We start from the raw sequence: 21,728 nt of genomic DNA, 5'->3' as shown, positions 1-21,728 counted from the left end.
GCTATTTAAAATTATTTTTTCAGCAGTTCGGAAATGTCGGAAACGTTACCGCCGCCCATGCCTGCACCCATGCCGCCGAGCCCGCCGCTGGAGAGGGTCAGGTTGCTGGAAGCTTCGAGGTATTTGGTGGAAACATCTTCAGGACAGTTCTTGTAGGTGTAGAGAATGTGGCGGCCTTCGATCTCGCCTTCGATTTCGTTATCGAAAGGGTAGCCGAAAGGCAGGATCATCATCTGCACGCCCTGCTGCGCAGGAACGGTCTGGAGAACAGCGGGATCATTGATTTTGTCGTTTGCTTCATCCCATTTACCGATAACCATGTCGCCGTTGATGAGTTTGAAAAGTTTTACATCGTACGCCATTAGAATTCTCCTTGTCAGGCTGCGCGAGATTAGCTGCGTCAGGCCTGTTAAAATTTCATTAGAAAAAAAAGACCGGACGGGTTTTATAAAATCCAGTTCCGGTTTGCGGTTGCGCTTTTGGGCAACTCGTAAGAATTAGTGCCTGAAGTCCGGTGTGTCAAGGTTTAGGGCGTGTTGGAGGCGTAAATTGGAAGGGATATTTTAATGTGCTTTATCCGGCAGCAAGCAGCTCTTTGTGGCGGAAGCAACTTACAAGATGATCGTTAACCATTCCGGTGGCCTGCATGTATGCGTAGCATATTGTCGGGCCTACGAAATTGAATCCCCGTTTCTTTAAATCCTTGCTCATGGCTTCCGCTTCCGCTGTTTTGGCGGGAACTTCTTCCAGTGATTTCCAATTGTTCTGGATTGTTTTTCCTCCCGTGAACTGCCAGATGTAAGCATCAAAGCTGCCGAATTCTTTCTGAATATCCAGAAATGCCCGGGCATTACGCACAGCGGAATTAATCTTGAGCTTGTTGCGGATGATTCCTTCATTCTGCCGTAACCGTTCAATGTCGTCTTCCGTGAAACGGGCTACTATTTCAGGATCGAAATCAGCAAAAGCTTGGCGGTAGTTCTCGCGCTTTTTTAAGACGGTCAGCCATGATAGTCCGGCCTGCGCCCCTTCAAGGATAATAAATTCAAAGTGGCGTTGATCATCGTGCAGGGGAACTCCCCATTCGTTGTCGTGGTAGGCTATTTCCAGTTCGTGCTGTGCCCATTGGCAGCGTGATTGTGACATGTATACTCCTTTGTTCGGGTGATAGATGATATGCAGTTCGGAGTGTAAATTCAAGGGCAGGCTAATTTCAAAATTAAAAACTCCCCACACAATGCGGGGAGTTTTTAGGGGGTACGGAAGTTAAATGAGTTAAACTTCCGTAAGGATTTTCTTCAGAGATGAGCATTTAGCTCAATGCCCTGATGAAATGTTTTTATGTGGTTGTTTCAGGACTGGCGTTAAAACTTCTATGCGGCTTCTTGAGCATTGCTATGGCTGCAGCACCGATGAAGCAGCAGACTCCGCAGATGGTGAATGCCAGCGGGAAGTTGCCCATATCGCCGAGTACTCCGCCAAGCAGGGGACCGCCGATTCCGCCTGCGCCGTATGCGAGGAAGATATACGGATAGTTCTGGCCCACGCTCTTGGTGCCGAAGGTGTCGGCTGTGATGGTTGGGAAAAGGGCAAAGTTGCCGCCGAAGTTAAAGCCGATGATGGTTGCTCCCACATAAAGCAGGAAAGCGTTTCCGGCCATGGCTGTAAAGGCCAGCAGGGTCGCGCCTTGAATGGCGGTCATGAGCAGGATGGACCGCTTGCGGCCCAGCTTATCGCTCATGGTTCCCCAGATGATGCGTCCCAGTCCGTTGGCGAGGCTGAAAAAAACGGCCATGGCGGTTCCCGCTATGGCACTTGCTTCAGCCATGCTGTGCCCGGATGCCTGCAAAGCTTCCATGGGATAGAGTTTCATCAGGCCAATTGACATAAGTCCTGCTGCCGCGCTGAAGGTGAAGGTTGCGAAAATGAGATAGAATTGAGGAGTGCGGAGCATTTCAGTGGTGCTGAAATTTTCTTCTTCAGCATCGTTTGCCGCATCAGAGTTAGTTTCAGGGTGGTAGCCTTCTGGTGCCCATCCTTCCGGGGGAAAGCGCATGAAGATGCCGCCTACTGCGATCATCAGGCAGAAGAGGACTCCGTATATTGAGAAGGTGGATGAGATACCGATTGATCCGATCAGGTTGCCCCATGCTCCGGCCAGTTTGACCCAGGCCATGGCACCGAAGCCGAATCCGGCAACGGCCAGACCGGTGATAAATCCTTTCTTATCAGGGAACCAGCGCATGCCGACGGCAATGGGAACCACGTACCCAAAGCCGATTCCGGCACCGCCGATAAGGCCGATGAAGATACAGAGGGCGGTAAAGCTTGTGCCGCCGATGAGTCCGGCAAGAGCATAACCCGCTCCCAGTACGAGTGCACTGAGAAAAGAGAGTTTCATGGGACCCCATTGAGCGAGTTTTTTACCTGCCCAGACCATGGATATGGCAAAACTGACCAGCGCGATGGAAAATACAGCTTGAGTCTGGAACTTGTTCCATCCCGCAGCAATCAGTGAAGGGGTGAATACCGACCATGCGTAGATTGCGCCGAGTGCCAATTGCATCAGCACTGCGCCGACTACGGCAAACCATCTGTTCATCACTTTTGTGTCACTCATTTCATCCCCCGATGTTGTAGTTTGATTTTTGTTCTTTCCAATCCGGGTGTTTCTGCTGTTCTCCTTATCCGTGCAGTCATAAAAGCATGACTGTACTATTGTTGCATTCTATTTTCGGTGAACGGGAATTCAAATTTCGTTTTCCTTGCCTTGTCTTATTTTTTGCCGTCTGCCCCGTGAATTGCTCCGTTTATGGGCGCTTTCCGGGAGTGCGGTGCTAATCGACAACAATATCCGTATATGATTGCCGCCAGCCCTTGGGTGGAATTTCTGTTCCGGGATTCAGGTAACCGACGGCTATAAGCATGGGAATCCAATAATTATCAGGTATGTTGAATTCCTTGCGCACCCCTTGAAGGTCGAAGCCGTCCATTGGATGGGATTCCAGACCGTTGGCTGTGGCTGCGTACATCAGTGACATTGCGAACAGTCCGGCGTTCTTGTTGGCAAAGGCTTGTGCTGCCATTTCATCACGTCCGTACAAACCTTGAGTTACTCCGGAGAACCATTCTTTTTGTTCAGCCTGCATTTTTCCTGATGCTACGAAATCGTTGAAAACATTTTCAACAGTTGGGTTTTCCAGCTTCCAGCCGTCACGGTCAGCAAGTACTATAAGGATTACCGGGGCTTCGGTTACTTTAGGCTGGTCAAAGGCCAGTGCACGGAGAGCCTTTTTACGATCCATGTCACGGATAATTTTCAGTTTCCACGGTTGCAAATTGTAGCTTGATGGTGCGCAGCAAGCCTGTCCAATGATCTTTTCCAGCAGTTTTTGGTCAACATCACGTGCAGGATCAAAGAAGTTTACAGCTCTGCGTTTTTCCAGAATTTTAGGGAATTCCATTTTATAGTCCTTGTGGTTTAGGGTGTTTAATAAAAGTGCCGTCTTTGTACTCCTGAAAAGCTTTTTCCAGCTCTTCCGCAGTATGCATGACAATGGGACCGCGCCAGTAAATCATTTCATTGATCGGTTTTCCGGTCAGTAAAAGGAAGCTGATCGGGCTGTTGCCTGCTTTTACCGCCAGTTCATCGCCGTCATCGAAAAGAACAAGTGATCGGTTTTCCACCTGCTGTCCGTTAACTGTTCCGTTTCCTGCGGTGATATAAATAAAGGCTGTGTAGCCTCGTTTGGTGGGATGAATAAATTCAAGGCCTGCGGGAACGGTTACATCCAGATATTCCGGGTCTATGCCGATACCTTTGGCCGGACCTTTTGTACCGTCTATCTTTCCGGCAATAATTTTTATGCTGCTGCCGTCTTCACGATTGACAATAGGAATGTCTTTGGATGGGATTTCCCGGTATTCGGGATCGTTCATTTTGTTTTCGGAGCTTAAATTAGCCCAGAGCTGAAAGCCGTGCATGGAACCGTTCTCATCGCCTTTGGGCATTTCCTGATGGATGATTCCGCTGCCCGCAGTCATCCATTGGACGCTTCCGGCTCCGGTAACAGCTGAATTTCCGAGACTGTCACCGTGTTCTACATCCCCTTTTAAAAGATAGGTGATGGTTTCAATGCCCCGGTGCGGATGCCACGGGAACCCTTTTAAATAGTCTTCGGGATTGTCGGACCGAAAGTCATCAAGCATAAGGAAAGGGTCAAAAAGGGAGGCTTCAAAATATCCGAAAGCCCGGTGTAATTTTACCCCGGCACCTTCGTGTACCGGTTCGCCATAAAATATCTGTTCGATTTCTCGTCGCATTGCATACTCCTGCACTAAGTGTACTGAGATTGTTATTTCTTATGGTAACAGTATGGAGTGTATTTGCAAGAGCGAGGGCAAAAAAATAGACCGGAATATACGATGCTTCCATAGCCACCTTCCACAATAGATAGAAGCATTTTTCGTATATCCCGGTCTCATCCGGTCAGGCTGTTTATCAACCTGTTTCATATGGTTAAGACTGCTGAACTATTGCCCGGTTCTAAATAGAACCGGGCAACTTCCGGGCAACCTTTTGCCATACTTATGGATTCATTATTTCTTCATAACCTTCGATGAGATCGGTCACTACTGAAGGATCAGCCAGTGTCGAAGTGTCACCGAGGTTCGAAGTGTCGCCTTCTACGATCTTGCGCAGGATTCGGCGCATGATCTTACCGCTGCGGGTCTTGGGCAGGGAGGGAGCAAACTGGATAACTTCCGGTGCTGCCAGAGGGCCGATTTCCTTACGGACGTGCATGCGCAGGTCTTTGATCAGATCATCGTCCTCGTCGTATTCAGCCTTAAGGGTTACATAGGCGTAGATAGACTGGCCCTTAACCTCATGGGGCATACCTACAACAGCTGCTTCAGAGACTGCCGGGTGTGAAACCAGTGCGGATTCGATTTCTGCGGTACCAAGTCTGTGACCGGAAACGTTGATAACGTCATCTACGCGGCCCATGATCCAGAAGTACCCGTCTTCATCCCTGCGTGCTCCGTCACCGGATTCGTATACACCGGGGAAGCCTTGAAAGTATTGCTCTTTGAATCGTTGCTTATTGCCCCAGACTCCGCGCAGCATGCCGGGCCACGGTTTACGGATAACGAGAAAACCGCCTTCGTTGGGACCGACTTCTTCGCCGTGGCGGTCCACAATTGCCGCATCAATACCGGGCAGCGGGAGGGTTGCCGAGCCGGGTTTAAGCGGGGTGGCATACGGCAGGGGAGACAGGATATGTCCGCCAGTTTCTGTTTGCCACCATGTATCAACGATAGGCAGTTTTTCGGCGCCGATGTTTTCGTGGTACCACATCCATGCTTCGGGGTTGATGGGCTCGCCAACTGTGCCGAGAATGCGCAGGCTGGAGAGATCGTATTTCTTGGTCCACTGGTCACCTTCGCGCATGAGTGCACGGATGGCGGTAGGAGCGGTGTAGAAAATATTTACCCTGAATTTTTCGCAAACCTGCCAGAATCTTGCCGGGTCCGGGTAGGTAGGCACTGATTCGAACATGATGCTGGTAGCACCGAGGGCAAGCGGTCCGTAAACAATATATGAGTGTCCGGTTACCCAGCCGATATCAGCGGTACACCAGTGCACATCATCATCTTTAAGATCAAAGACCCACTGGCAGGTATGGGCTGCGTAAGTCATGTAGCCGCCTGTGGTGTGGAAAACGCCCTTGGGCTTACCGGTACTGCCGGAGGTGTAGAGGATGAAGAGCGGATCTTCTGAATCCATCAGTTCGTAGGGGCAGTTGTCGGTGATTTCCGGGTCTTCCATGAGTTCGGACCAGAGGAGGTCACGGCCTTCGACCATTTCAATTTCATTATTTGCTCTGGGAACAACAATGCACTGCTCAACAGAGGGGCACTCCTTAAGAGCTTCATCTGAGTTGGGCTTGAGCGGGATTTTTCTTCCTCCGCGCAGAACTCCGTCTCCAGTGATGTGTACTTTTGCGCCGCAGTCGTTGATGCGGTCACGCAGACTGTTTGAGCTGAATCCTGCGAAAATGATGGAATGGGGTGCGCCGATGCGTGTACAAGCCAGCATTGCGATAGCCAGTTCCGGGATCATGGGCAGGTAGATGGATACGCGGTCGCCTTTCTGCACGCCCAGTTTTTTGAGCACGTTGGCAAAGCGGCATACTTCGCGGTGGAGCATGTCGTAGGTATAGACTTTTACTTCGTGGTCTTCCTCGCCCTGCCAGATAAGTGCGGCCTTGTTGCGGCGGCCGTTTTCAATGTGGCGGTCAAGGCAGTTGGCGGAGGCATTGAGCTTGCCGCCTTCAAACCATTTAATTTCCGGTTTGTCGAAATCATAATCAAGAACGTTATCCCACTTCTTGTCCCAGGTGAGCAGCTCGTCAGCGCGTTCGGCCCAGAAACCTTCCATGTCGTTGATGGAACGGTCATAGATGGCTTTGTATTCTTCAAGGCTTTTCACGCATGCGCCGGGGAAATCGGCAGGAGGATTAAAGAGCCTGTTTTCTTTGGAGAGACTTTCAATTTTTTGTTCTTCAGTCATTAGGTGGCCTCCTGAGGTCTTTTTTTAAAGTGCATGTGTAAGCAGAAAATTTTTACCGGATGTCTAGAGTTATATACATTTTTCAGTTTGCATGCACATGCTTTTCGATAAACGGTGGAAGAAAATCACTTAACGGAAGTAAAAACCGTTTGGCGGAAAGTTCGTGCCGTTTACCCGAAAAAGATACCGTTTGCTGTGAGTGGCGTTGTCTGTATAGTTAAGGTATACCCTTAAAAAGATGACAAATTACTAAACAAAGCGGCGAAGCCCTATTAAAAGTTTTTGAAGAGTCCAGAGAAACTTTTTTCAAAAAGTTCCTCTGGTTCCCGAAGGGCCGCCGGAGGCATCAATATGAAAGCGCTAGTCATAAATCTTACCCGATTCGGGGATATCTTGCAGACCCAGCCGGTAATCACTTCCCTTACTGATCAGGGCTATGAAGTCGGGGTCATGTGTTTGAAAAATTTCGCCGGGACCACCCAGTTGTTGCGCAATGTGACAAGGACTTTTTCATTGCCCGGATCCTCTCTCCTGGCATCTCTTGACCGTGACTGGCGCGAGGCAGTTAATGTATTTGAATCATATTGCACTGAAATTGAAGAATCCTTTGATCCGGCACTGGTCATAAACCTGACCCCGTCAGTCTCCTCGCGGTTGATTACCCTCAGACTTGGCAGGGGACGCGAAGTTCGTGGCTTTGCCATGGACGATTTCGGATTCAATGCCGATACTTCCCGCTGGGCCGGATTCCTGCAAATGGCTTCCGCCAACCGCGGGTCCAGTCCTTTTAATGTGGTTGATCTTTTCTGCAAAGTCGCAGGGATCAATAAGCCTGCTCCTTTTGAGCTTGCTGAACCTACACCGGAAATGAAGCTTGCGGCCCTGAAACTGCTGGAGAATCCTGCTCCCGGTGCACAGGGCTTTGTGGGTTTTCAACCCGGAGCCAGTGAGGATCGCAGGCGTTGGCCTGTTGCGTATTTCAGGGCGCTTGGCCGCAGGCTATGGAAGGAAAAGCGTATGGTTCCGGTTCTGCTTGGCACTGAAGGCGAGAGGGGACTGGGCGAGCGCATTCTGCAGGGAGCTGAATTCCCGTCTGTAAATCTTATGGGAGGAACATCCCTGCAGGAGCTTGCGGCAGTTTTGCGCCGTATAGACCTATTGGTGACCAACGATACCGGGACAATGCATCTTGCAGCCGGGTCTGGAACTCCGCTGGCGGCAATTTTCCTTGCCACAGCACAGCCGTGGGACACCGGTCCTGCTGCTGCAAACCTGTGCTGTTTTGAGCCTGATCTTGATTGCCATCCCTGTCCGTTTGGGAAGAAGTGCGCTTATGAGAATGTCTGCCGCCGAGAAGTTGAGCCTGATGCTGTGTTTGATGCTATCGCATATTTTATTGATAGTGGAGAGTGGCCCCGGATCGAAAATAAAGGCGTGCGTGTTTATCTTACCGGGAAGGATGAGAGGGGGATGATTTCCCTGACTTCTCTTTCCGGGCATACGCAAAGTGATCGTTATAAGTGGATTGTTTTGCAGCGTGAACTTTACCGTCGCTTTCTTGACGGCGATGAATTTGTTGCAGCAGAACTCCCTAAAATGACGTTCTCCCCTGATTTGCGGTCCAGACTGCTCAGTGCCCTTAACAGCTGTCGGGATGTTTTATTTTTGCTAAGCAAACAGGCCGTGATCCTGCAGGCTGATCCTATTGAAGCCATGAAAATGAAATTTTTGGCTAACTTGCAAAAAATACAGGATATACTGTCCTCCTGTCCTGAGCTTTCGGTGCTCTCTTCCATGTGGATGCTTGAATCCAGAACCCACGAAAGTATGGATGGAGTTATGGATCAGTTGAATCGGTATATGGCATTGGTCGGTGCTATGTCGGTTTCCATAGAATGATGTTGGCATGACTCTTGTATAAAAGAGGACGTACCGGACCAACCGGAAAAAATTACGTACCTAATTTAGGAGGAGAGTCATTATGATCGTTATCGACGGAACCAAAACTGATCTCGATATCAGAAGTTTTGAAAATCTTGAGCAGGTTTTTGACAAGGTGATGGAAGACGGACACCTTGATGACCGCATTGTAACCGATGTTAAGGTTAACAATGAACCTTTCAGTGAAATTTACCCCAACCAGTCGGAAGATATTGAAACTTCCGAAATCGACAGCCTTGAAATTGTCAGTGCATCCGCAGTTGAGATGGCTTCTGCCATCACCCTCGAACTCTACAAGGTCGTGAATATCATGGCCGGCGGCGGCAAGCAGGTTGCTGAACTTTTCAGACAGGCAGACGATGCTGAAGCCCTCGAACTTTATCAGGATCTTCTTGATGTTATCAGGGATTTCCTCGGCATGGTCGGAAACCTGCGTGATCATTTCTCCATTAAACAACACGATGATTTCGAAAAGGTTGTGGAAGATTTTTCCGGTCTTTTCACTGAAATGACTGAAGTCCTTGAAAACGAGGACTGGATTCTGCTGGCTGATTTGCTTGAATATGAATTCCTGCCTTCCGTTGAAAAATGGAAGAATGTTATCTCCATCATTCGTGAGGATCTCCGGGAGGTAGCCAAGAGGTAACTGTTATGGCTCAAACCTTGGAACTTCTGGATCAGGCTCTTGAAATCGGATACGAAGAGTTGAGATTTCTTGTGGCGGGCGAGGTGGACGATGCCTTTGATGCCGCAGAAAGAAGAGGTGTACTCACCGATAAGGCTCTGGAAACAAAAGAGAGCGTGAGTCTGGATGAAATTCTGGAAAAGCTTAACAAGCTCAAGAACCTGCAGGGGCAGCTTACTGCTGAGGCCAAGAGACTTCATGCATCGCTGCGGCAGGACATAGGGCGGGTTAAGAAGGAAAGTACCCGCTTCAAGGGGTACGGCAGTGTCGCACGCGGCACCCCCTTGATTGCCAATCGCTATATTAACAAGGTTGGATAGATTGCAGGACGATACATAATACTGTCCTTCTGCGTAACCACGGTACAATTATCCCCCGCTGACTGAGTCGGCGGGGGATTTTAAGACTGAAGATAAAGCGCCATCTGTGGCGTAGCTGCAAAAAAGACAGAAACTCACGTATGCTTCAATACGCTTCGTTCCTGTCTTTTTTTTTGCGTCTTACATCCGGAGCTTTCTTTTCAGTCTTGTTTAAATTTTTGCCCAGTCAATATTCTGTTCATTCTCATCGCGCATCTTTCCGGTGCTGGTGAATTCAATACCCACACGGCAGGTTTGGCCGTCCATATTTTCCATGGATCGGATTTTTCCAGCATACCAGTACGGCTTGAAAACTTTCTGCCGGAAATTGAACATGAAGATGCTGATCAGTACATCATCATCTATGTTTAATTTTGACTCAACAAGTACGGGAGAAGCGCCGACCCCGATACCTCCATTGGAAATGTTGATGACCTGATTATCCTCATGTCCGGTGGAGCGGGGATCATATGAATTTACAGCAAGGTCAGGAATCCGGTCGGCAAAAGTGGTGTCGTCGCTGTCCGGCTTGCCAAGCCACAGCTTGACCCGGATGAATTGCTGGTCAATGACGCGTTTGCGTTTGTGGCGGCGTCTTTTGACCAGTGAAAATTTAACTGGCGGGGTCAGGACCATTCTGCCGCAGTTACCGGTTTCACACTCAATGGAGTTAATGGTTGACCTGAATGAGTTTACCTTTCCGCCCGCGCTTTGTTCCGGGGGGAACATAAGGATTAGTTCTGCAGTGGGGGTGAGGCGCGAAATTCCGTTCTCATCGATAATTTCGACACGCATATGGTCAGGTTTTACTGCAGTGAGAACTCCACGTCCAATTACATTTTCATGCTCCCCGGCTGCGGCAATATCCATGATCGTCCCGCTGTTCTGGAAGAATTTAACAAAGTCCTGAGGGCCTTGAGGCTTTTGCGTCTTTCTAGGTTTAGGACGTAGCAGCAGAAAAGCGAAAATAGCTGCCAGCAGTGCAAGAAGTCCCGCAGCCGAAAGAATCAGGTAGAGAGATTCCTGCGGCAGGGTGGTGAGTATTTTTTTTACAGGAGTAATTACTTCTGTCTGAATGAGATCGATTATGTATTGAAAATTAATTTTTTCCATTGTCAAATTTTCCATAGCGACTATTATTATGGTGAAAATATTTATATCATCTATATATGTATGATCAGTGGCAGATTAATGTCAATGTTACGTAATTACTGGACTAAGGAGCCTATTACGGCTAATCCTCGTCCCTGACGTAGGGCCATTATTCCGGTGATTCTATCGGGAATATGCATAAAAGGACACTTCGTCCGTATTGATTAACTACTTGAAAAACAGGGCTGTTTTTAAATGCTCGAAAGAACTTTTTGTCATCTCAAGGGAATTGGAAGCACAACTGAAGCCAAAATCTGGCAGGCTGGAGCGAATAGCTGGAACGACATCCTTGATGGAGTTGCCACGCCCCTTTCCGATGCAAAAATGAATGAATTGGAAAAAGGCTGCGGTGAATCAAAGCAGAAGCTTGAAGCATACGATGCTAACTGGTTCGCTGACCGCCTTCCTGCTTCCGACCAGTGGCGGATGTATTCTCATTTCCGCGATAATGTCGCTTACATTGATATCGAAACTACCGGGACAGATGCTCATAGTTGCGATATTACCACCATTGCTCTCTGGAATGGTAAAGAAATCAAGACTTATGTGCAGGGTAAAAATCTGTACGATTTTGAAGAAGAGATCGCTAAATATTCCCTCATAGTCAGCTTTAACGGTAAATGTTTTGATGTGCCGTTCATTGAAAAATATTTCGGAATTAAGATTGAAGCTGCGCATATCGACCTGCGGTTTGTTTTCCGTTCTCTGGGGATTACCGGAGGACTGAAAGGGATTGAACGATATTTCGGTATGGATCGAGGTGACGCCGAAGGGTTGGACGGTTATTTCGCCGTGCTGCTTTGGAATGAGTATGAAATGAACGGTGATGAGCGCGCCCTTGAAACTCTTCTGGCTTACAACGTGCTGGATAGTGTGAATCTGGAAAACCTCATGATCAAAGGGTACAATCTTCATATTGAGAGATTCTCCCAGCATGATCTTATTCCCCTTGCCGAGAAGGCCGAACCTTTGAATCCGTTCAAGGCCCATCGGGGAGTTGTTGATGGAATCAGAGCTAAATATTCCGGTGAAGGATCGTTTCGCAGGTTCTGATTATGTAATAGGCAGGTGTTACTTTTTGCCGCCTGTATTGAATGGTATTTTTTGCCTGCAAGGGTCGTTTTCAGTTTTGAAAACGGCCTTTTTTGTTGTTGTATTAATTTTATTAGATGAATTAAATTAGATGTTTAAGTGTTGTTCTAGACTTTTTTATACAAAAAAAATTCCCCTCCTAAAAAATGGGAACGGTCTATGCATTCCTTCGTACGGTAGGTAAAGCATGCCTCCATGATTCTAATATTATGATGTTCGCAAGGAGTGTTTAAATGCAGGAACAAAGCACAGTTAAGATGGGTAATATTCACCATGCGCTAATGGATCCGGAAGAGATGGTTATTGATCCATCGCTATATACCGACAGCCCCTTGCTGGATGACGTGGAACGCATGAGTGATCCTTCGGTCAGGATTTCCGATTCAATGATCATGGGAATGGTACTCAAGTTTTTCTATTGCTATGTACATAAAGGCGGGTTTGATAAACCTGTTCCCCTTGATGAAGTAAGTAAGCTCTGTGAAATGTTCAGTCGCCACCGCAGCCTCAATGAACCTGATGATGATATTGAGCTTATGAATTATCTGCGTCAGTGGTCTTTTTCCTTGCGCATGCTTGCTGATATTACCAAGACCAGTCACATTATTCGCTCCATCGTGACTCAGAATATTTCCCCCAAGTTGCTTGAACAGGATGAATATGTCGGCCTTGATATAGGGACCGGAACCGGAATTCTGCTTCTCGCCCAGCATATTCATGCCCGTCGCAATGGCTTTAAAGAGATAACCCTGTACGGTATTGAGTATGATAAGATGGTGGGGTTGCAGAGCTATAAGATTTTCAAAGAACTTGGCATTGCTGAAATTATTCTTGGCGATGCACGGGATGCCAAGAATTACGCACCGTTAACCAATAAGGTAGTGACTTTTGTTTCCAACGAGACAGTCGCAGCCATGCATCAGCCTCTGCGCCGCGAACATTTTGTTTCAATTTGCAGGACCCTGTTCCGCACTCTTGGTAAAAATATTAAAGATGCCGCCTTCTTCCCTGAAGGATTGATTGCTTTCTGCAAGGATTTGAATGTTTCAGTCCTGCTGGCTAAAAATACAGCTTTTCAGGGACCCAAGGAATATCACGATATGAATCTGTTCCCGCAAGGTATCATAATCGAAGGAAATATCGTACCCTTGCATCAGCTTGGCGAGGAATTGTTGCCTTATCTTTCTGATTGGGCACAGCGCAGGCTGCCGCGCAGGTGGTAGATTCCGCACTTTACACGACATCATAAATATATAATGATCCGCGCGCCTCGCAAGGGGCGCGCTTTTTTTATTTTTAATTTTAATGGAGTCCTGTTTGAGTTTCGACCAGTTTAAGTTTGACATGCGCCTTATTTCGGGTATCCGCAGTGCCGGATACGAAGTTCCGACCCCTGTGCAGTTAAAGGCTATTCCTGCTGTGCTTAAGGGGCGCGATGTCATGGGCTTGGCCCAGACAGGGACTGGCAAGACAGCCGCTTTTGTATTGCCGGTGCTGCACCGGTTGCTAGATGCGGAAGCTGAGAAGCGTGGTCCGGTAAAGGTTCTGGTTCTTTCGCCCACCCGAGAACTGGCTTTGCAGACACATGAGGCTTTCATTGAATTGGGACGGCAGACCGGAATCCGCAGCGCTGCGGTCTATGGTGGTGCCGGTATCAGCAAACAGGCCAAAGAAGTTAAAAAAGTAAGTGTGATCAATGCCACTCCCGGAAGGCTGCTTGATCTGCTGGAACGTGAGGAAATAGACCTTTCCCAAGTGGATACCCTGATCCTCGATGAAGCTGACCGTATGCTTGATATGGGTTTCATGGATGAAGTTGAGAAAGTGCTCGCAAAGCTTCCTGCTGAGCGGCAGAATCTGATGTTCTCGGCAACCATGCCCGATGAAATCAATAATCTTTCCAAAAATATCCTGCATGACCCTGAAGTTGTGCGGGTGGCAGTGACGGTCAGTGCGGACGGGGTAAGCCAGTATAGTTGTCCGGTTCCCCTGCATTTGAAGCAGAGTTTTCTCAAAGTCCTGCTCAATGAAATTGAATTTGAGCGGGTATTGGTCTTTGTTCGCACCAAGCGTTGGGCCAGAAGACTTGCCCAGCGTTTAGTCAAGGGCGGTCTGGCTGCTGCGGACCTGCATGGCGATCTTTCTCAGAGCAAGCGTAACCGCACTCTTAACGGTTTCAAGTTCGGTGATTTTACCGTGCTTGTAGCAACCGATCTTGCCGCACGCGGTATTGATTGTTCCAATATTTCTCACGTTATCAATTACGATATGCCGGACAATGTTGAAATTTTTGTCCACCGCACCGGCAGGACCGGACGGGCGGATGCCAAGGGCACAGCCTATACCTTTGTTGCTGATGAAGATAAGGCTCGGCTTGCCGAGATTGAAGAATCCCTGGGGTACGGACTGGAACTTTTTTATCTGGATACCTTTAATTATAATATTCCCAAGCCTGATTTCGCTGCTCCTGTTCCGGATAAAAATGGTCGAAAAAAGCGCAATGCCCAACATAAAAAGTAATAGTTTTATATCTTAAGGCTCCATGATAAAAGGAGCGGATAATATGGATACGGTAATGAAAAAATTCTGGATCACCACTTTAGGTTGCAAGATCAACCAATATGAAAGCGAATCAGTACGCGAACGTTGGCTGCGCATGGGCTATGAGCAGGCCGAAAATGATGCCGAGGCCCATGAGATCATTATTAACTCCTGCGCTGTGACCCAAGCGGCGTTGCGTGATTTGCGTCAGACCGTGCGGGGAATTAACCGCCGTAACCCCGAAGGTAAAATAATTATCGCCGGATGCGCTGCTCAGGTTTTTGCCAAGGAACTGGCTGAACTCCCCGGAGTTGCCGATGTAATTCCGCAGGAACGTAAATTTGAGCTGCTCAAGCTTGAAGATGGACCTGAATCAACTGACGACACCACAATTTTCCAGCCGTTTGAAATTGATGATTATGAACGCTCAAGGGCGGTGGTCAAAGTTCAGGACGGCTGTTCCCATCGCTGCACCTACTGCATCGTACCCATTACCAGAGGGCCGAGTGTGAGCCGTGCTGTGGATGATGTACTTAAAGAGATCAGTCGTTTGCTGGCGGCTGGGTTCCGCGAGATGATTATCAGCGGTATTAACTTGAGTCATTACGGTCGTGAGTTCGAAGAGAAGATTGATTTCTGGGATCTCATGGAGCGTATTGAGGATGAATTCGGCCAAGAATGGGGAGGGCGCGCGAGGTTGCGCATCAGCTCCCTTGAGCCGGGACAGCTTAAAGAAAGGGCGTTGGAAATTTTCGCCAAGTCCAAGCTGATCTGTCCGCAGCTGCATCTCTCCCTGCAAAGCGGAGATCGTCAGGTGCTCAAGCGTATGGGCAGAGGCCATTACAAGCCTGAAGACGTGCTGGTCTTTTTGGGTAAGCTTAAAGAGGTTTGGCCTGTTTTTGGGCTTGGAGCGGACATTTTGACCGGTTTTCCCGGTGAAACCGAGGAAGAATTCAATAATACGCTTGAATTTTGCCGAAAACTTCCTCTTTCTTATGCGCACGTTTTTCCGTATTCTATACGTCCGGGCACCGCAGCCGCTTCCATGAAGGGGCAACTGGATGGTCCGACCAAGAAGGAACGGGGCCGGATTCTGCGTGAGCTGGTCGAAGAAAAGAAGCAGGAATTCCTGCAGAAAATTTCAGAAATGGACTCATTGAAAGTCCTTTTCCAAAATAAAAATAAGGGCATTTGTGAATTCTATTCCACCTGTATTCTGGAGGAAGGATTTGAAAACGAAGTGCCCCGTGATTTAGTAGAAGTAAAACCCGTACGAGCTGATGAAGACAGCATACTGGTAAAAATAAAATAAATAAATTTACCCCGGCGAAGCCCAGTAAAAGTTTTTGGGATTCTTAAACCCTTTTTACAAAAAGGGTTTAAGGCCCCCGGCAGGGTCGCCGAAGGCAAAAGGAGCAATAAATGCCCGTAAGTATGACCGGATTTGGTCGCGCTGAGACCACCGAAGATAAATGGAGCCATGTTTGGGAAATCCGCAGTGTTAATTCCCGTTTTCTGGACCTGAAATGGCGTCTGCCCAATTCACTGCGCGGCTATGAATCCCGCTGGGAAAAGATCGTAAGAAAATACGGTTCCCGCGGTCGTGTGGACCTTTCTCTGAACCTTGAAGTTTTCAGCACCGAGCTGCTGGGCATCAGCCTGAACCAGTTGCAGGCCAAAGCGATGATCGACCAGCTCAAAGACATGGCTGCAGCTGATAGTGTGGCATTTACTCCTGATTATAACCGCCTGTTCAATATTTCCGGTCTCTGGCGTGATGCTTCCAGCGAACCTGATCCGCAGATGGCAAAGTCCATCAGCGAAGGTCTGGAGAAGGCTCTGGCAAACTGGAAGGAATCCAGAGAAGACGAAGGTGCAGACCTCGTTCGCGACCTTGAAGAGCGTTTTACTCTGCTCAAGGAATACACCGAGAAGGTAAAAGTTAAGGTTCCCGAGATTCTTGAGATCAAGCGCGAAGCTCTAATCGAAAGAGTGAAAGGCAATATGGAAAATCTGGGCGCTGAATACATCGAAGACCGTATGGTGCAGGAAGTTGCTATCCTGACCGACAAGCTGGATGTTTCCGAAGAGATCACCAGACTTGATGCCCACCTTGAGCGTATCTTCGAAGTTCTGCGCGGCAACAAGGACGCAGGTAAGCGTCTTGATTTCCTGCTGCAGGAGACTTTCAGGGAAATCAACACCTGCGGTAACAAGTGTCAGGATTCCGAAGTGAGCAGGATTGTGGTCGAGTTCAAGGCAGAGCTTGAAAAATGCCGTGAACAGGTCCAAAACATTGAGTAATCCGGTAAAATGCAGAAGCAGACATTATTAAATATCGGTTTCGGTAATTTTGTGGTTTCAAGCCGCGTAATCACCATCGTCAACCCTTCCTCTTCACCCATGCGCAGACTGCGTGAGGATGCCAGACAGGAAGGGAGGTTGGTAGACGCAACTCAAGGCCGTAAAACCCGTTCGATTATTGTTACCGATTCCAACCATGTCATCCTTTCGGCAATTCAGGCGGAAACCATCGGGCACCGCTATACCTCCGAGGAGGTTGAAAATGACTGATCGACGTATCCCGGAAAAGAAAGGGCAGGTGCTGGTTCTTTGCGCTCCGTCAGGTACAGGGAAAAGTACGCTGGTAAAAAAACTGCGTGAAGAGTTCCCTCAGATCGGTTTTTCAATTTCCTGCACCACCCGCGATCCTCGCGAAGGTGAAGAAGACGGTAAGGATTACTTTTTCCTTAGCGTTGATGAATTCAACGAAAAGCTGGAAGCCGGGGAATTTGCGGAATGGGCCGAGGTCCATGGCAATTTTTACGGCACTCCTAAAAAGCCTGTTGAAAAGATGCTCTTTAAGGGCATGGATATCCTTTTTGACATTGATTTTCAGGGCTGCATGCAGCTGATGGAATCAATGCCTGACGGAATTTTCGTTTTCCTGATGCCTCCGTCTTATGGTGAATTGCGTAAACGTCTTGAAGGACGCAATACGGATACCGAACATGTCATTAACCGCCGCATGATGAATGCCATGAAGGAAATGGCTTCCGCACCGAAGTTTGAGTATTGGATCGTCAATGATGATCTGGATAAAGCTTATGGTGAACTTAGGGCTATTTATCTTGCCGGCAAAAACCGTCCCTGCAGCAATCCGGGACTTCTTGAAAGTATTTTAAGCACTTGGGAGTAATATGTCTGAATTAGTAGTAGCCCTTGATTTTAAAGATGCGCGGAGCGCCATTGAAATGGCTGAAAAAGTACGCGGAGTAGCCCCTTGGGTGAAAGTCGGTCTTGAACTTTTTTGCGCTGAAGGACCTGAGATCATTACCCGTTTTAAAGAAATGGGCTTCAAGGTTTTTGTGGACCTGAAATTTTTTGACATTCCCAATACCGTTAAAGGTGCAGTCCGTTCCGCAACCCGTGCCGGTGCTGATATGCTCAGCCTGCATGCTCTTGGCGGGGAACGCATGGCCGTTGCCGCCCGTGAAGGCCGCGCTGAAGGTGCTGTCGGGGAAGCAGGGCCGCTGCTCATGGCTATCACCATCCTGACCAGCATGGACGAAGACGATATTCCTTTCCCGGTTCCCAATGGATTGGGTTCTGCTGTTCTCGATCTGGCTCTTGCATCCTCTCAGGCCGGGCTTGACGGAGTGGTCTGCTCCGGGCTTGAAGTGGAAGCTATCAAAGAAAAATGCGGTAAGGATTTTCTGGCCCTGACACCGGGCATCCGTCCCGCTTCCGTCTCTGATGACCAGCGCAGGGTTGTTACCCCGTCGCAGGCTGTGGATCGCGGTTCCAACTTCCTTGTAGTCGGACGGCCCATCACCGGTGCAGATGATCCTGCTGAAGCTGCACGAAGGATCGTCGCTGAAATGAATTCATAAGGGAGATTGTTTATGGCTGCCAACCGAATTTCCGGAGTGTTCTCGGCCCGTACCGAAAGTTCTGTCGGTACTGGAACCACTACCCGCCAGTCTGTACAAAAGACATATTGGTTTGCGGAAGAGCAGAATACCGGTGCTTTGGAAGTGCAGCCACTTAACAGTAATAACGTCCCGTCCGGCCCGAAGATGACAATTGAACGGGACAAGTTTCTTGATAATTACGATCCTGAGCCGGAATATTATGCTGAAGTCGTGCGCCCGAGCATGGATGCCCTGAACGGCTCCATCAAGCGCGGGGAAGGGCATCGCGCGAATGGCGAAAGCTATAGTGCTGAGTATGAGTTCGGGCATGCCATTGATGTGGACGAGGAAAATGTGCGGGCTAATTTCGGGCTCGGTTTGACCTACCTGGAGCGCGGAGAGACTTCCCGTGCCGAGGACGTCTTCCGCCGACTGGTGGGTATCGGAGCTATTTACGAGCCAGAGCACAAACACCTGTTCAACGATTTCGGTATCAACCTGCGCCGCAACGGGATGATCGAGCAGGCACTTGAGTATTATCATAAGGCTGAGGAAATCAGTAAACAAGATGAGAACCTCTGCTTGAACATTGCCCGTGCCTATTATGAAAAAGGCAGCTTTGATTGTTGCATCCAGTACATAAAGAAATCTTTGAAGTTGAATCCTGAATTGGAAGAAGGGATCATGTTTTGGTCCTATCTTAAAGGCATCGGTTACATCTCCCCTGAAGAAGATAACCTTAATATTGCTGTCGATGCCTTTGAAAAGAAACAAAAGAAAGACGGTCCCATCTTAGATCTTGAGATAGATTTCTAGTCTGAAAATCCACGGAGCCACAAATTGCCTAAAATCTGGAAGCTTAGAAGTGAGGAGGAACTTCCCTCCTCCATACCTGCTATTGCTGATGAACTCGGAATTACCGAGTTACTTGCGGAAATTCTTTGGAATCGTGGTTTTCAGAGCCGTGAAGATATGGATCTTTTCCTTTCTCCCGGTTTGCGCAATCTTTGCCAGCCCAAAGAGATCCCCGGACTGGAACTGGCGGCTCAGGTTCTGGCTGATGGACTTGCAGCAGGCAAGAAAATGGCTGTCTGGGGTGACTACGATGTGGATGGGGTAACCTCTACCGCCGTGGTTAAGACTTTTCTGGCTGATCGTGGCTACGAATGCGACCATTATCTGCCTAACCGTCTGGAAGAAGGCTATGGCCTCAACGTTGACGGAATAAAGAAACTGCACGAACAGGGCATAGACCTGCTTTTGACTGTCGACTGCGGTATCACCAACAATGCAGAGATTGCCGCAGCCAACGAGCTGGGTATGACCGTAGTCGTTTCCGACCATCACCTTCCCGGTGAAGAGCTTCCGCCAGCAGCAGCCATCTGCAACCCGCGTCTGACAGAATACAACGGACAGACCTTCGAAAACTGCCCCTGTGCAACTTTGGCCGGTGTCGGCGTGGCTTTTATGCTCATGGCGCAGCTGAACAGGCTGCTGCCCGGTGATCCGGCAGATGTGCGCGCTTATCTTGATTTTGTAGCTCTCGGGACCATCGCTGATGTTGTGGAACTTCAGGGGCAGAATCGCATTCTGGTCAAGAACGGTTTGCTCTTGCTTAAAGAAGCCAAGCGTCCCGGACTGGCAGCTCTGAAAGTAGTCAGTGGTTATGACATGTTTGCCGCCATCGGCGCAGGACAGGTTGGATTCGGACTGGCTCCGCGTATCAATGCTTCGGGCCGTATGGGTGATCCGGGCAGGGCTCTTCAATTGCTCATGGCCGAAGATATGGAAACCGCAAGACCTATTGCCAAGGTTCTGGATGAGTTGAACACCGAGCGCAGGGCTGAGGAAGACCGTATTTTACAGGAAGCACTTGCTCAGGCCGAGCAGCATGTCAAGAGGGATAACCGTGCCGGATTGGTGCTTTACTCAAAGAACTGGCATCCGGGGATCATCGGTATTGTCGCTTCCCGTGTAGTTGAAAAATTTTATCGCCCTACCGTGATGCTTTGCGAGGAGGACGGAGTCGTCAAGGGCTCGGCCCGGTCCATCAAGGAATTTGATATCCATGAAGGTCTGACCTCTATGTCCGAGCTTTTTCTTAATTTCGGGGGCCACAAGCTGGCTGCCGGGATGTCTTTCAAAGCTGAACTGCTTCCCGAATTCAGGGAACGTTTTGATCAAGCGGTAATTGATAAGATCGGTTCTGATCCGCTTAAGGCTTCGCTTAAGGTAGACCGGGAATTACCGCTGGAAAATATTGATTACGTGCTGCTTAAAGAGCTTGAACTGATGCAGCCTTTCGGTATGGGCAACCCGGAACCAGTCTTCACCACCCCTCCGGTGGAAGTTCTTGAACGCAGGCCCATGGGCAAAGCTCACGTAAAGCTTACTGTCACCGACCTTGAAAAGACCCGTAAAATGCCCGCCAAGGCATGGCGCATGGCTGAAGAACTCGGTTCCGAACTCATCGGTTCCACCATGCGTTTTGCTTTCTCGCCCAAGATAGACAAGTTCAACGGCATTCCGTCCATTGAACTTACCATTCGTGATTATACAAGAAGACGCGGTTGATGCCCTACGCGCTTGTCGGTTTAATTTTTCCTCCGGCGGGAAGCAGGTTAAGCCACTCAGAACTCCCTAGTTGGGGAGAGAAGGTTGGTTAACTCAGCCGCTCAATATCAATAAATTCAGTAGTAGCTGTGTGGACTTTGAACCTGTGTCCGTTGATCTCGATTACCGGGGTTCCCAGCGGAACTTCCACGGTCTGGCGGTGAATTACTTTAGGACGGCTGCCGCCTTCGAGGTGACGGATTTCAAAGAGAATGGTCATTCCTTTTTTGCCCACAAATCTGATTACATAATGGTGCTCGGAATCCGGCAGGACGTTGGTTCTGATTACTTTTTTGAATTTAAGTTTTCGCGGGCTAATTTCTGCCTGAACTCTCTTGAAAACATCACTCCTATCCGTGGGAATGAACATGGTCGAGGAAAGGGTGCCGTCTTTTTCCAATGTTCCAAAGAATGAATCCAACAGAATGACACCTCCGGGCAGTCCTGAATTCATAAGCTCGTATGTTACGTTGGAATATCCGCTTATTGTCTTGGGTGGATTTTGATCCCTGGTCAGCAGGATTATTTTGAAGTCACGATTCGTCTGCATTTTGGGCAGAGTGATGATTTCTTCATCATATTGCAAGAAGCGGAGAATATCTGCTCCGGCAGGATATGAAATCCGTGCCCCAGTGGGCATGCTTTGCGATCTGACTTTGCGTAATTTGTGTTTGTCCGGCTGTCTGGTGAGGTTTATGTCTAACCGCACTTCTCTTTTGCCCAACGGTGCCTTCTCTTTAGCTATTTCCAACGGAAGAGGAGGTGCCGGAGGTACAATGACTTTGGGTTGCTGTTTGCAAGCTGCAAGCAGGCATAAGCTTAAGCCGAAAAGAAGGATTACAAGTTTTTGCAGCATG

The 21,728-nt window shown here is 48.7% G+C and carries 21 protein-coding genes; 13 read left to right on the top strand and 8 right to left on the bottom strand.

Annotation, left to right across the window (positions count from 1 at the left end):
• Nucleotides 1-11 precede the first annotated feature (11 nt).
• From ACNI23_RS09725 to acs, 6 genes are all read right to left on the bottom strand, one after another.
• Nucleotides 12-362 carry a hypothetical protein gene (locus ACNI23_RS09725; RefSeq protein ID WP_420248297.1) on the bottom strand — a complete coding sequence of 117 codons (351 nt, stop codon included), beginning with the start codon at nucleotides 360-362 and terminating at the stop codon, nucleotides 12-14.
• A gap of 211 nt (nucleotides 363-573) precedes the next feature.
• Nucleotides 574-1,146, bottom strand: a complete 573-nt coding sequence (locus tag ACNI23_RS09720) for a DNA-3-methyladenine glycosylase I (protein ID WP_420248296.1) — start codon at nucleotides 1,144-1,146, stop codon at nucleotides 574-576.
• A gap of 193 nt (nucleotides 1,147-1,339) precedes the next feature.
• Complete coding sequence (locus ACNI23_RS09715) at nucleotides 1,340-2,620, bottom strand: L-lactate MFS transporter (protein ID WP_420248295.1); 1,281 nt, start codon at nucleotides 2,618-2,620, stop codon at nucleotides 1,340-1,342.
• Nucleotides 2,621-2,837: 217 nt separating this feature from the next.
• Nucleotides 2,838-3,464 carry a nitroreductase family protein gene (locus tag ACNI23_RS09710; protein ID WP_420248294.1) on the bottom strand — a complete coding sequence of 209 codons (627 nt, stop codon included), beginning with the start codon at nucleotides 3,462-3,464 and terminating at the stop codon, nucleotides 2,838-2,840.
• 1 nt (nucleotide 3,465) lies between these two features.
• The gene (locus ACNI23_RS09705; protein WP_420248292.1) at nucleotides 3,466-4,323 is read right to left on the bottom strand and encodes a pirin family protein; all 858 of its coding nucleotides are present in this window, start codon (nucleotides 4,321-4,323) and stop codon (nucleotides 3,466-3,468) included.
• 265 nt (nucleotides 4,324-4,588) lie between these two features.
• A complete protein-coding gene (gene acs / locus ACNI23_RS09700) occupies nucleotides 4,589-6,574 on the bottom strand; it encodes an acetate--CoA ligase (protein ID WP_420248291.1) in 1,986 nt (661 codons plus the stop codon).
• 351 nt (nucleotides 6,575-6,925) lie between these two features.
• Between acs and ACNI23_RS09695 the strand changes: the two genes are divergently transcribed.
• From ACNI23_RS09695 to ACNI23_RS09685, 3 genes are all read left to right on the top strand, one after another.
• Entirely contained in the window at nucleotides 6,926-8,473 is a 1,548-nt protein-coding gene (locus ACNI23_RS09695; protein ID WP_420248290.1) for a glycosyltransferase family 9 protein, read from the top strand.
• 82 nt (nucleotides 8,474-8,555) lie between these two features.
• Entirely contained in the window at nucleotides 8,556-9,161 is a 606-nt protein-coding gene (locus ACNI23_RS09690; protein WP_420248288.1) for a DUF8043 domain-containing protein, read from the top strand.
• 5 nt (nucleotides 9,162-9,166) lie between these two features.
• A complete protein-coding gene (locus ACNI23_RS09685) occupies nucleotides 9,167-9,520 on the top strand; it encodes a hypothetical protein (protein ID WP_420248287.1) in 354 nt (117 codons plus the stop codon).
• A gap of 210 nt (nucleotides 9,521-9,730) precedes the next feature.
• On the opposite strand, the gene ACNI23_RS09680 is transcribed toward ACNI23_RS09685, so the two are convergent.
• Nucleotides 9,731-10,672, bottom strand: coding sequence for a PilZ domain-containing protein (locus ACNI23_RS09680; RefSeq protein ID WP_420248285.1), 942 nt, complete (start codon nucleotides 10,670-10,672; stop codon nucleotides 9,731-9,733).
• A 234-nt stretch (nucleotides 10,673-10,906) separates the two neighbouring features.
• Between ACNI23_RS09680 and ACNI23_RS09675 the strand changes: the two genes are divergently transcribed.
• The 10 genes from ACNI23_RS09675 to recJ all read left to right on the top strand — a co-directional run bounded on the left by ACNI23_RS09675 (nucleotide 10,907) and on the right by recJ (nucleotide 20,832).
• Nucleotides 10,907-11,764 carry a ribonuclease H-like domain-containing protein gene (locus ACNI23_RS09675; RefSeq protein WP_420248284.1) on the top strand — a complete coding sequence of 286 codons (858 nt, stop codon included), beginning with the start codon at nucleotides 10,907-10,909 and terminating at the stop codon, nucleotides 11,762-11,764.
• Nucleotides 11,765-12,036: 272 nt separating this feature from the next.
• Entirely contained in the window at nucleotides 12,037-13,026 is a 990-nt protein-coding gene (locus ACNI23_RS09670) for a class I SAM-dependent methyltransferase (RefSeq protein ID WP_420248283.1), read from the top strand.
• A gap of 94 nt (nucleotides 13,027-13,120) precedes the next feature.
• Nucleotides 13,121-14,323, top strand: a complete 1,203-nt coding sequence (locus ACNI23_RS09665; RefSeq protein ID WP_420248281.1) for a DEAD/DEAH box helicase — start codon at nucleotides 13,121-13,123, stop codon at nucleotides 14,321-14,323.
• Between the two features lie 43 nt (nucleotides 14,324-14,366).
• Nucleotides 14,367-15,656, top strand: coding sequence for a tRNA (N(6)-L-threonylcarbamoyladenosine(37)-C(2))-methylthiotransferase MtaB (gene mtaB, locus ACNI23_RS09660; RefSeq protein WP_420248280.1), 1,290 nt, complete (start codon nucleotides 14,367-14,369; stop codon nucleotides 15,654-15,656).
• 110 nt (nucleotides 15,657-15,766) lie between these two features.
• Entirely contained in the window at nucleotides 15,767-16,648 is an 882-nt protein-coding gene (locus tag ACNI23_RS09655; protein WP_420248279.1) for a YicC/YloC family endoribonuclease, read from the top strand.
• A gap of 9 nt (nucleotides 16,649-16,657) precedes the next feature.
• Complete coding sequence (locus tag ACNI23_RS09650; RefSeq protein ID WP_015852687.1) at nucleotides 16,658-16,918, top strand: DUF370 domain-containing protein; 261 nt, start codon at nucleotides 16,658-16,660, stop codon at nucleotides 16,916-16,918.
• Complete coding sequence (gene gmk, locus ACNI23_RS09645) at nucleotides 16,911-17,543, top strand: guanylate kinase (protein ID WP_420248278.1); 633 nt, start codon at nucleotides 16,911-16,913, stop codon at nucleotides 17,541-17,543. Before ACNI23_RS09650 ends, gmk begins: the two co-directional genes overlap by 8 nt.
• 1 nt (nucleotide 17,544) lies before the next feature.
• A complete protein-coding gene (pyrF, locus tag ACNI23_RS09640; RefSeq protein ID WP_420248276.1) occupies nucleotides 17,545-18,237 on the top strand; it encodes an orotidine-5'-phosphate decarboxylase in 693 nt (230 codons plus the stop codon).
• A gap of 12 nt (nucleotides 18,238-18,249) precedes the next feature.
• The gene (locus ACNI23_RS09635) at nucleotides 18,250-19,074 is read left to right on the top strand and encodes a tetratricopeptide repeat protein (protein ID WP_420248275.1); all 825 of its coding nucleotides are present in this window, start codon (nucleotides 18,250-18,252) and stop codon (nucleotides 19,072-19,074) included.
• Between the two features lie 24 nt (nucleotides 19,075-19,098).
• Nucleotides 19,099-20,832, top strand: coding sequence for a single-stranded-DNA-specific exonuclease RecJ (gene recJ / locus ACNI23_RS09630; RefSeq protein ID WP_420248273.1), 1,734 nt, complete (start codon nucleotides 19,099-19,101; stop codon nucleotides 20,830-20,832).
• 88 nt (nucleotides 20,833-20,920) lie between these two features.
• Here recJ and ACNI23_RS09625 read toward each other — a convergent pair whose 3' ends face one another.
• Complete coding sequence (locus tag ACNI23_RS09625) at nucleotides 20,921-21,727, bottom strand: hypothetical protein (protein WP_420248272.1); 807 nt, start codon at nucleotides 21,725-21,727, stop codon at nucleotides 20,921-20,923.
• Between the last annotated feature and the right edge of the window lies 1 nt (nucleotide 21,728).

The sequence above is a fragment of the Maridesulfovibrio pacificus (SeqCode) genome, assembly GCF_048612815.1.
GTDB lineage: Bacteria > Desulfobacterota > Desulfovibrionia > Desulfovibrionales > Desulfovibrionaceae > Maridesulfovibrio > Maridesulfovibrio pacificus.
Note: the sequence above shows the minus strand (reverse complement) of the source record. Positions and strands in the feature narration are given on the sequence as shown.

Excerpts from the sequence above, each read along its gene's own strand:
- ACNI23_RS09725 (WP_420248297.1), bottom strand. The coding sequence starts at position 362 with ATGGCGTACGATGTAAAACTTTTCAAACTCATCAACGGCGACATGGTT.
- ACNI23_RS09720 (WP_420248296.1), bottom strand. The coding sequence starts at position 1,146 with ATGTCACAATCACGCTGCCAATGGGCACAGCACGAACTGGAAATAGCC.
- ACNI23_RS09715 (WP_420248295.1), bottom strand. The coding sequence starts at position 2,620 with ATGAGTGACACAAAAGTGATGAACAGATGGTTTGCCGTAGTCGGCGCA.
- ACNI23_RS09710 (WP_420248294.1), bottom strand. The coding sequence starts at position 3,464 with ATGGAATTCCCTAAAATTCTGGAAAAACGCAGAGCTGTAAACTTCTTT.
- ACNI23_RS09705 (WP_420248292.1), bottom strand. The coding sequence starts at position 4,323 with ATGCGACGAGAAATCGAACAGATATTTTATGGCGAACCGGTACACGAA.
- acs (WP_420248291.1), bottom strand. The coding sequence starts at position 6,574 with ATGACTGAAGAACAAAAAATTGAAAGTCTCTCCAAAGAAAACAGGCTC.
- ACNI23_RS09695 (WP_420248290.1), top strand. The coding sequence starts at position 6,926 with ATGAAAGCGCTAGTCATAAATCTTACCCGATTCGGGGATATCTTGCAG.
- ACNI23_RS09690 (WP_420248288.1), top strand. The coding sequence starts at position 8,556 with ATGATCGTTATCGACGGAACCAAAACTGATCTCGATATCAGAAGTTTT.
- ACNI23_RS09685 (WP_420248287.1), top strand. The coding sequence starts at position 9,167 with ATGGCTCAAACCTTGGAACTTCTGGATCAGGCTCTTGAAATCGGATAC.
- ACNI23_RS09680 (WP_420248285.1), bottom strand. The coding sequence starts at position 10,672 with ATGGAAAAAATTAATTTTCAATACATAATCGATCTCATTCAGACAGAA.
- ACNI23_RS09675 (WP_420248284.1), top strand. The coding sequence starts at position 10,907 with ATGCTCGAAAGAACTTTTTGTCATCTCAAGGGAATTGGAAGCACAACT.
- ACNI23_RS09670 (WP_420248283.1), top strand. The coding sequence starts at position 12,037 with ATGCAGGAACAAAGCACAGTTAAGATGGGTAATATTCACCATGCGCTA.
- mtaB (WP_420248280.1), top strand. The coding sequence starts at position 14,367 with ATGGATACGGTAATGAAAAAATTCTGGATCACCACTTTAGGTTGCAAG.
- ACNI23_RS09655 (WP_420248279.1), top strand. The coding sequence starts at position 15,767 with ATGCCCGTAAGTATGACCGGATTTGGTCGCGCTGAGACCACCGAAGAT.
- ACNI23_RS09650 (WP_015852687.1), top strand. The coding sequence starts at position 16,658 with ATGCAGAAGCAGACATTATTAAATATCGGTTTCGGTAATTTTGTGGTT.
- gmk (WP_420248278.1), top strand. The coding sequence starts at position 16,911 with ATGACTGATCGACGTATCCCGGAAAAGAAAGGGCAGGTGCTGGTTCTT.
- pyrF (WP_420248276.1), top strand. The coding sequence starts at position 17,545 with ATGTCTGAATTAGTAGTAGCCCTTGATTTTAAAGATGCGCGGAGCGCC.
- ACNI23_RS09635 (WP_420248275.1), top strand. The coding sequence starts at position 18,250 with ATGGCTGCCAACCGAATTTCCGGAGTGTTCTCGGCCCGTACCGAAAGT.
- ACNI23_RS09625 (WP_420248272.1), bottom strand. The coding sequence starts at position 21,727 with ATGCTGCAAAAACTTGTAATCCTTCTTTTCGGCTTAAGCTTATGCCTG.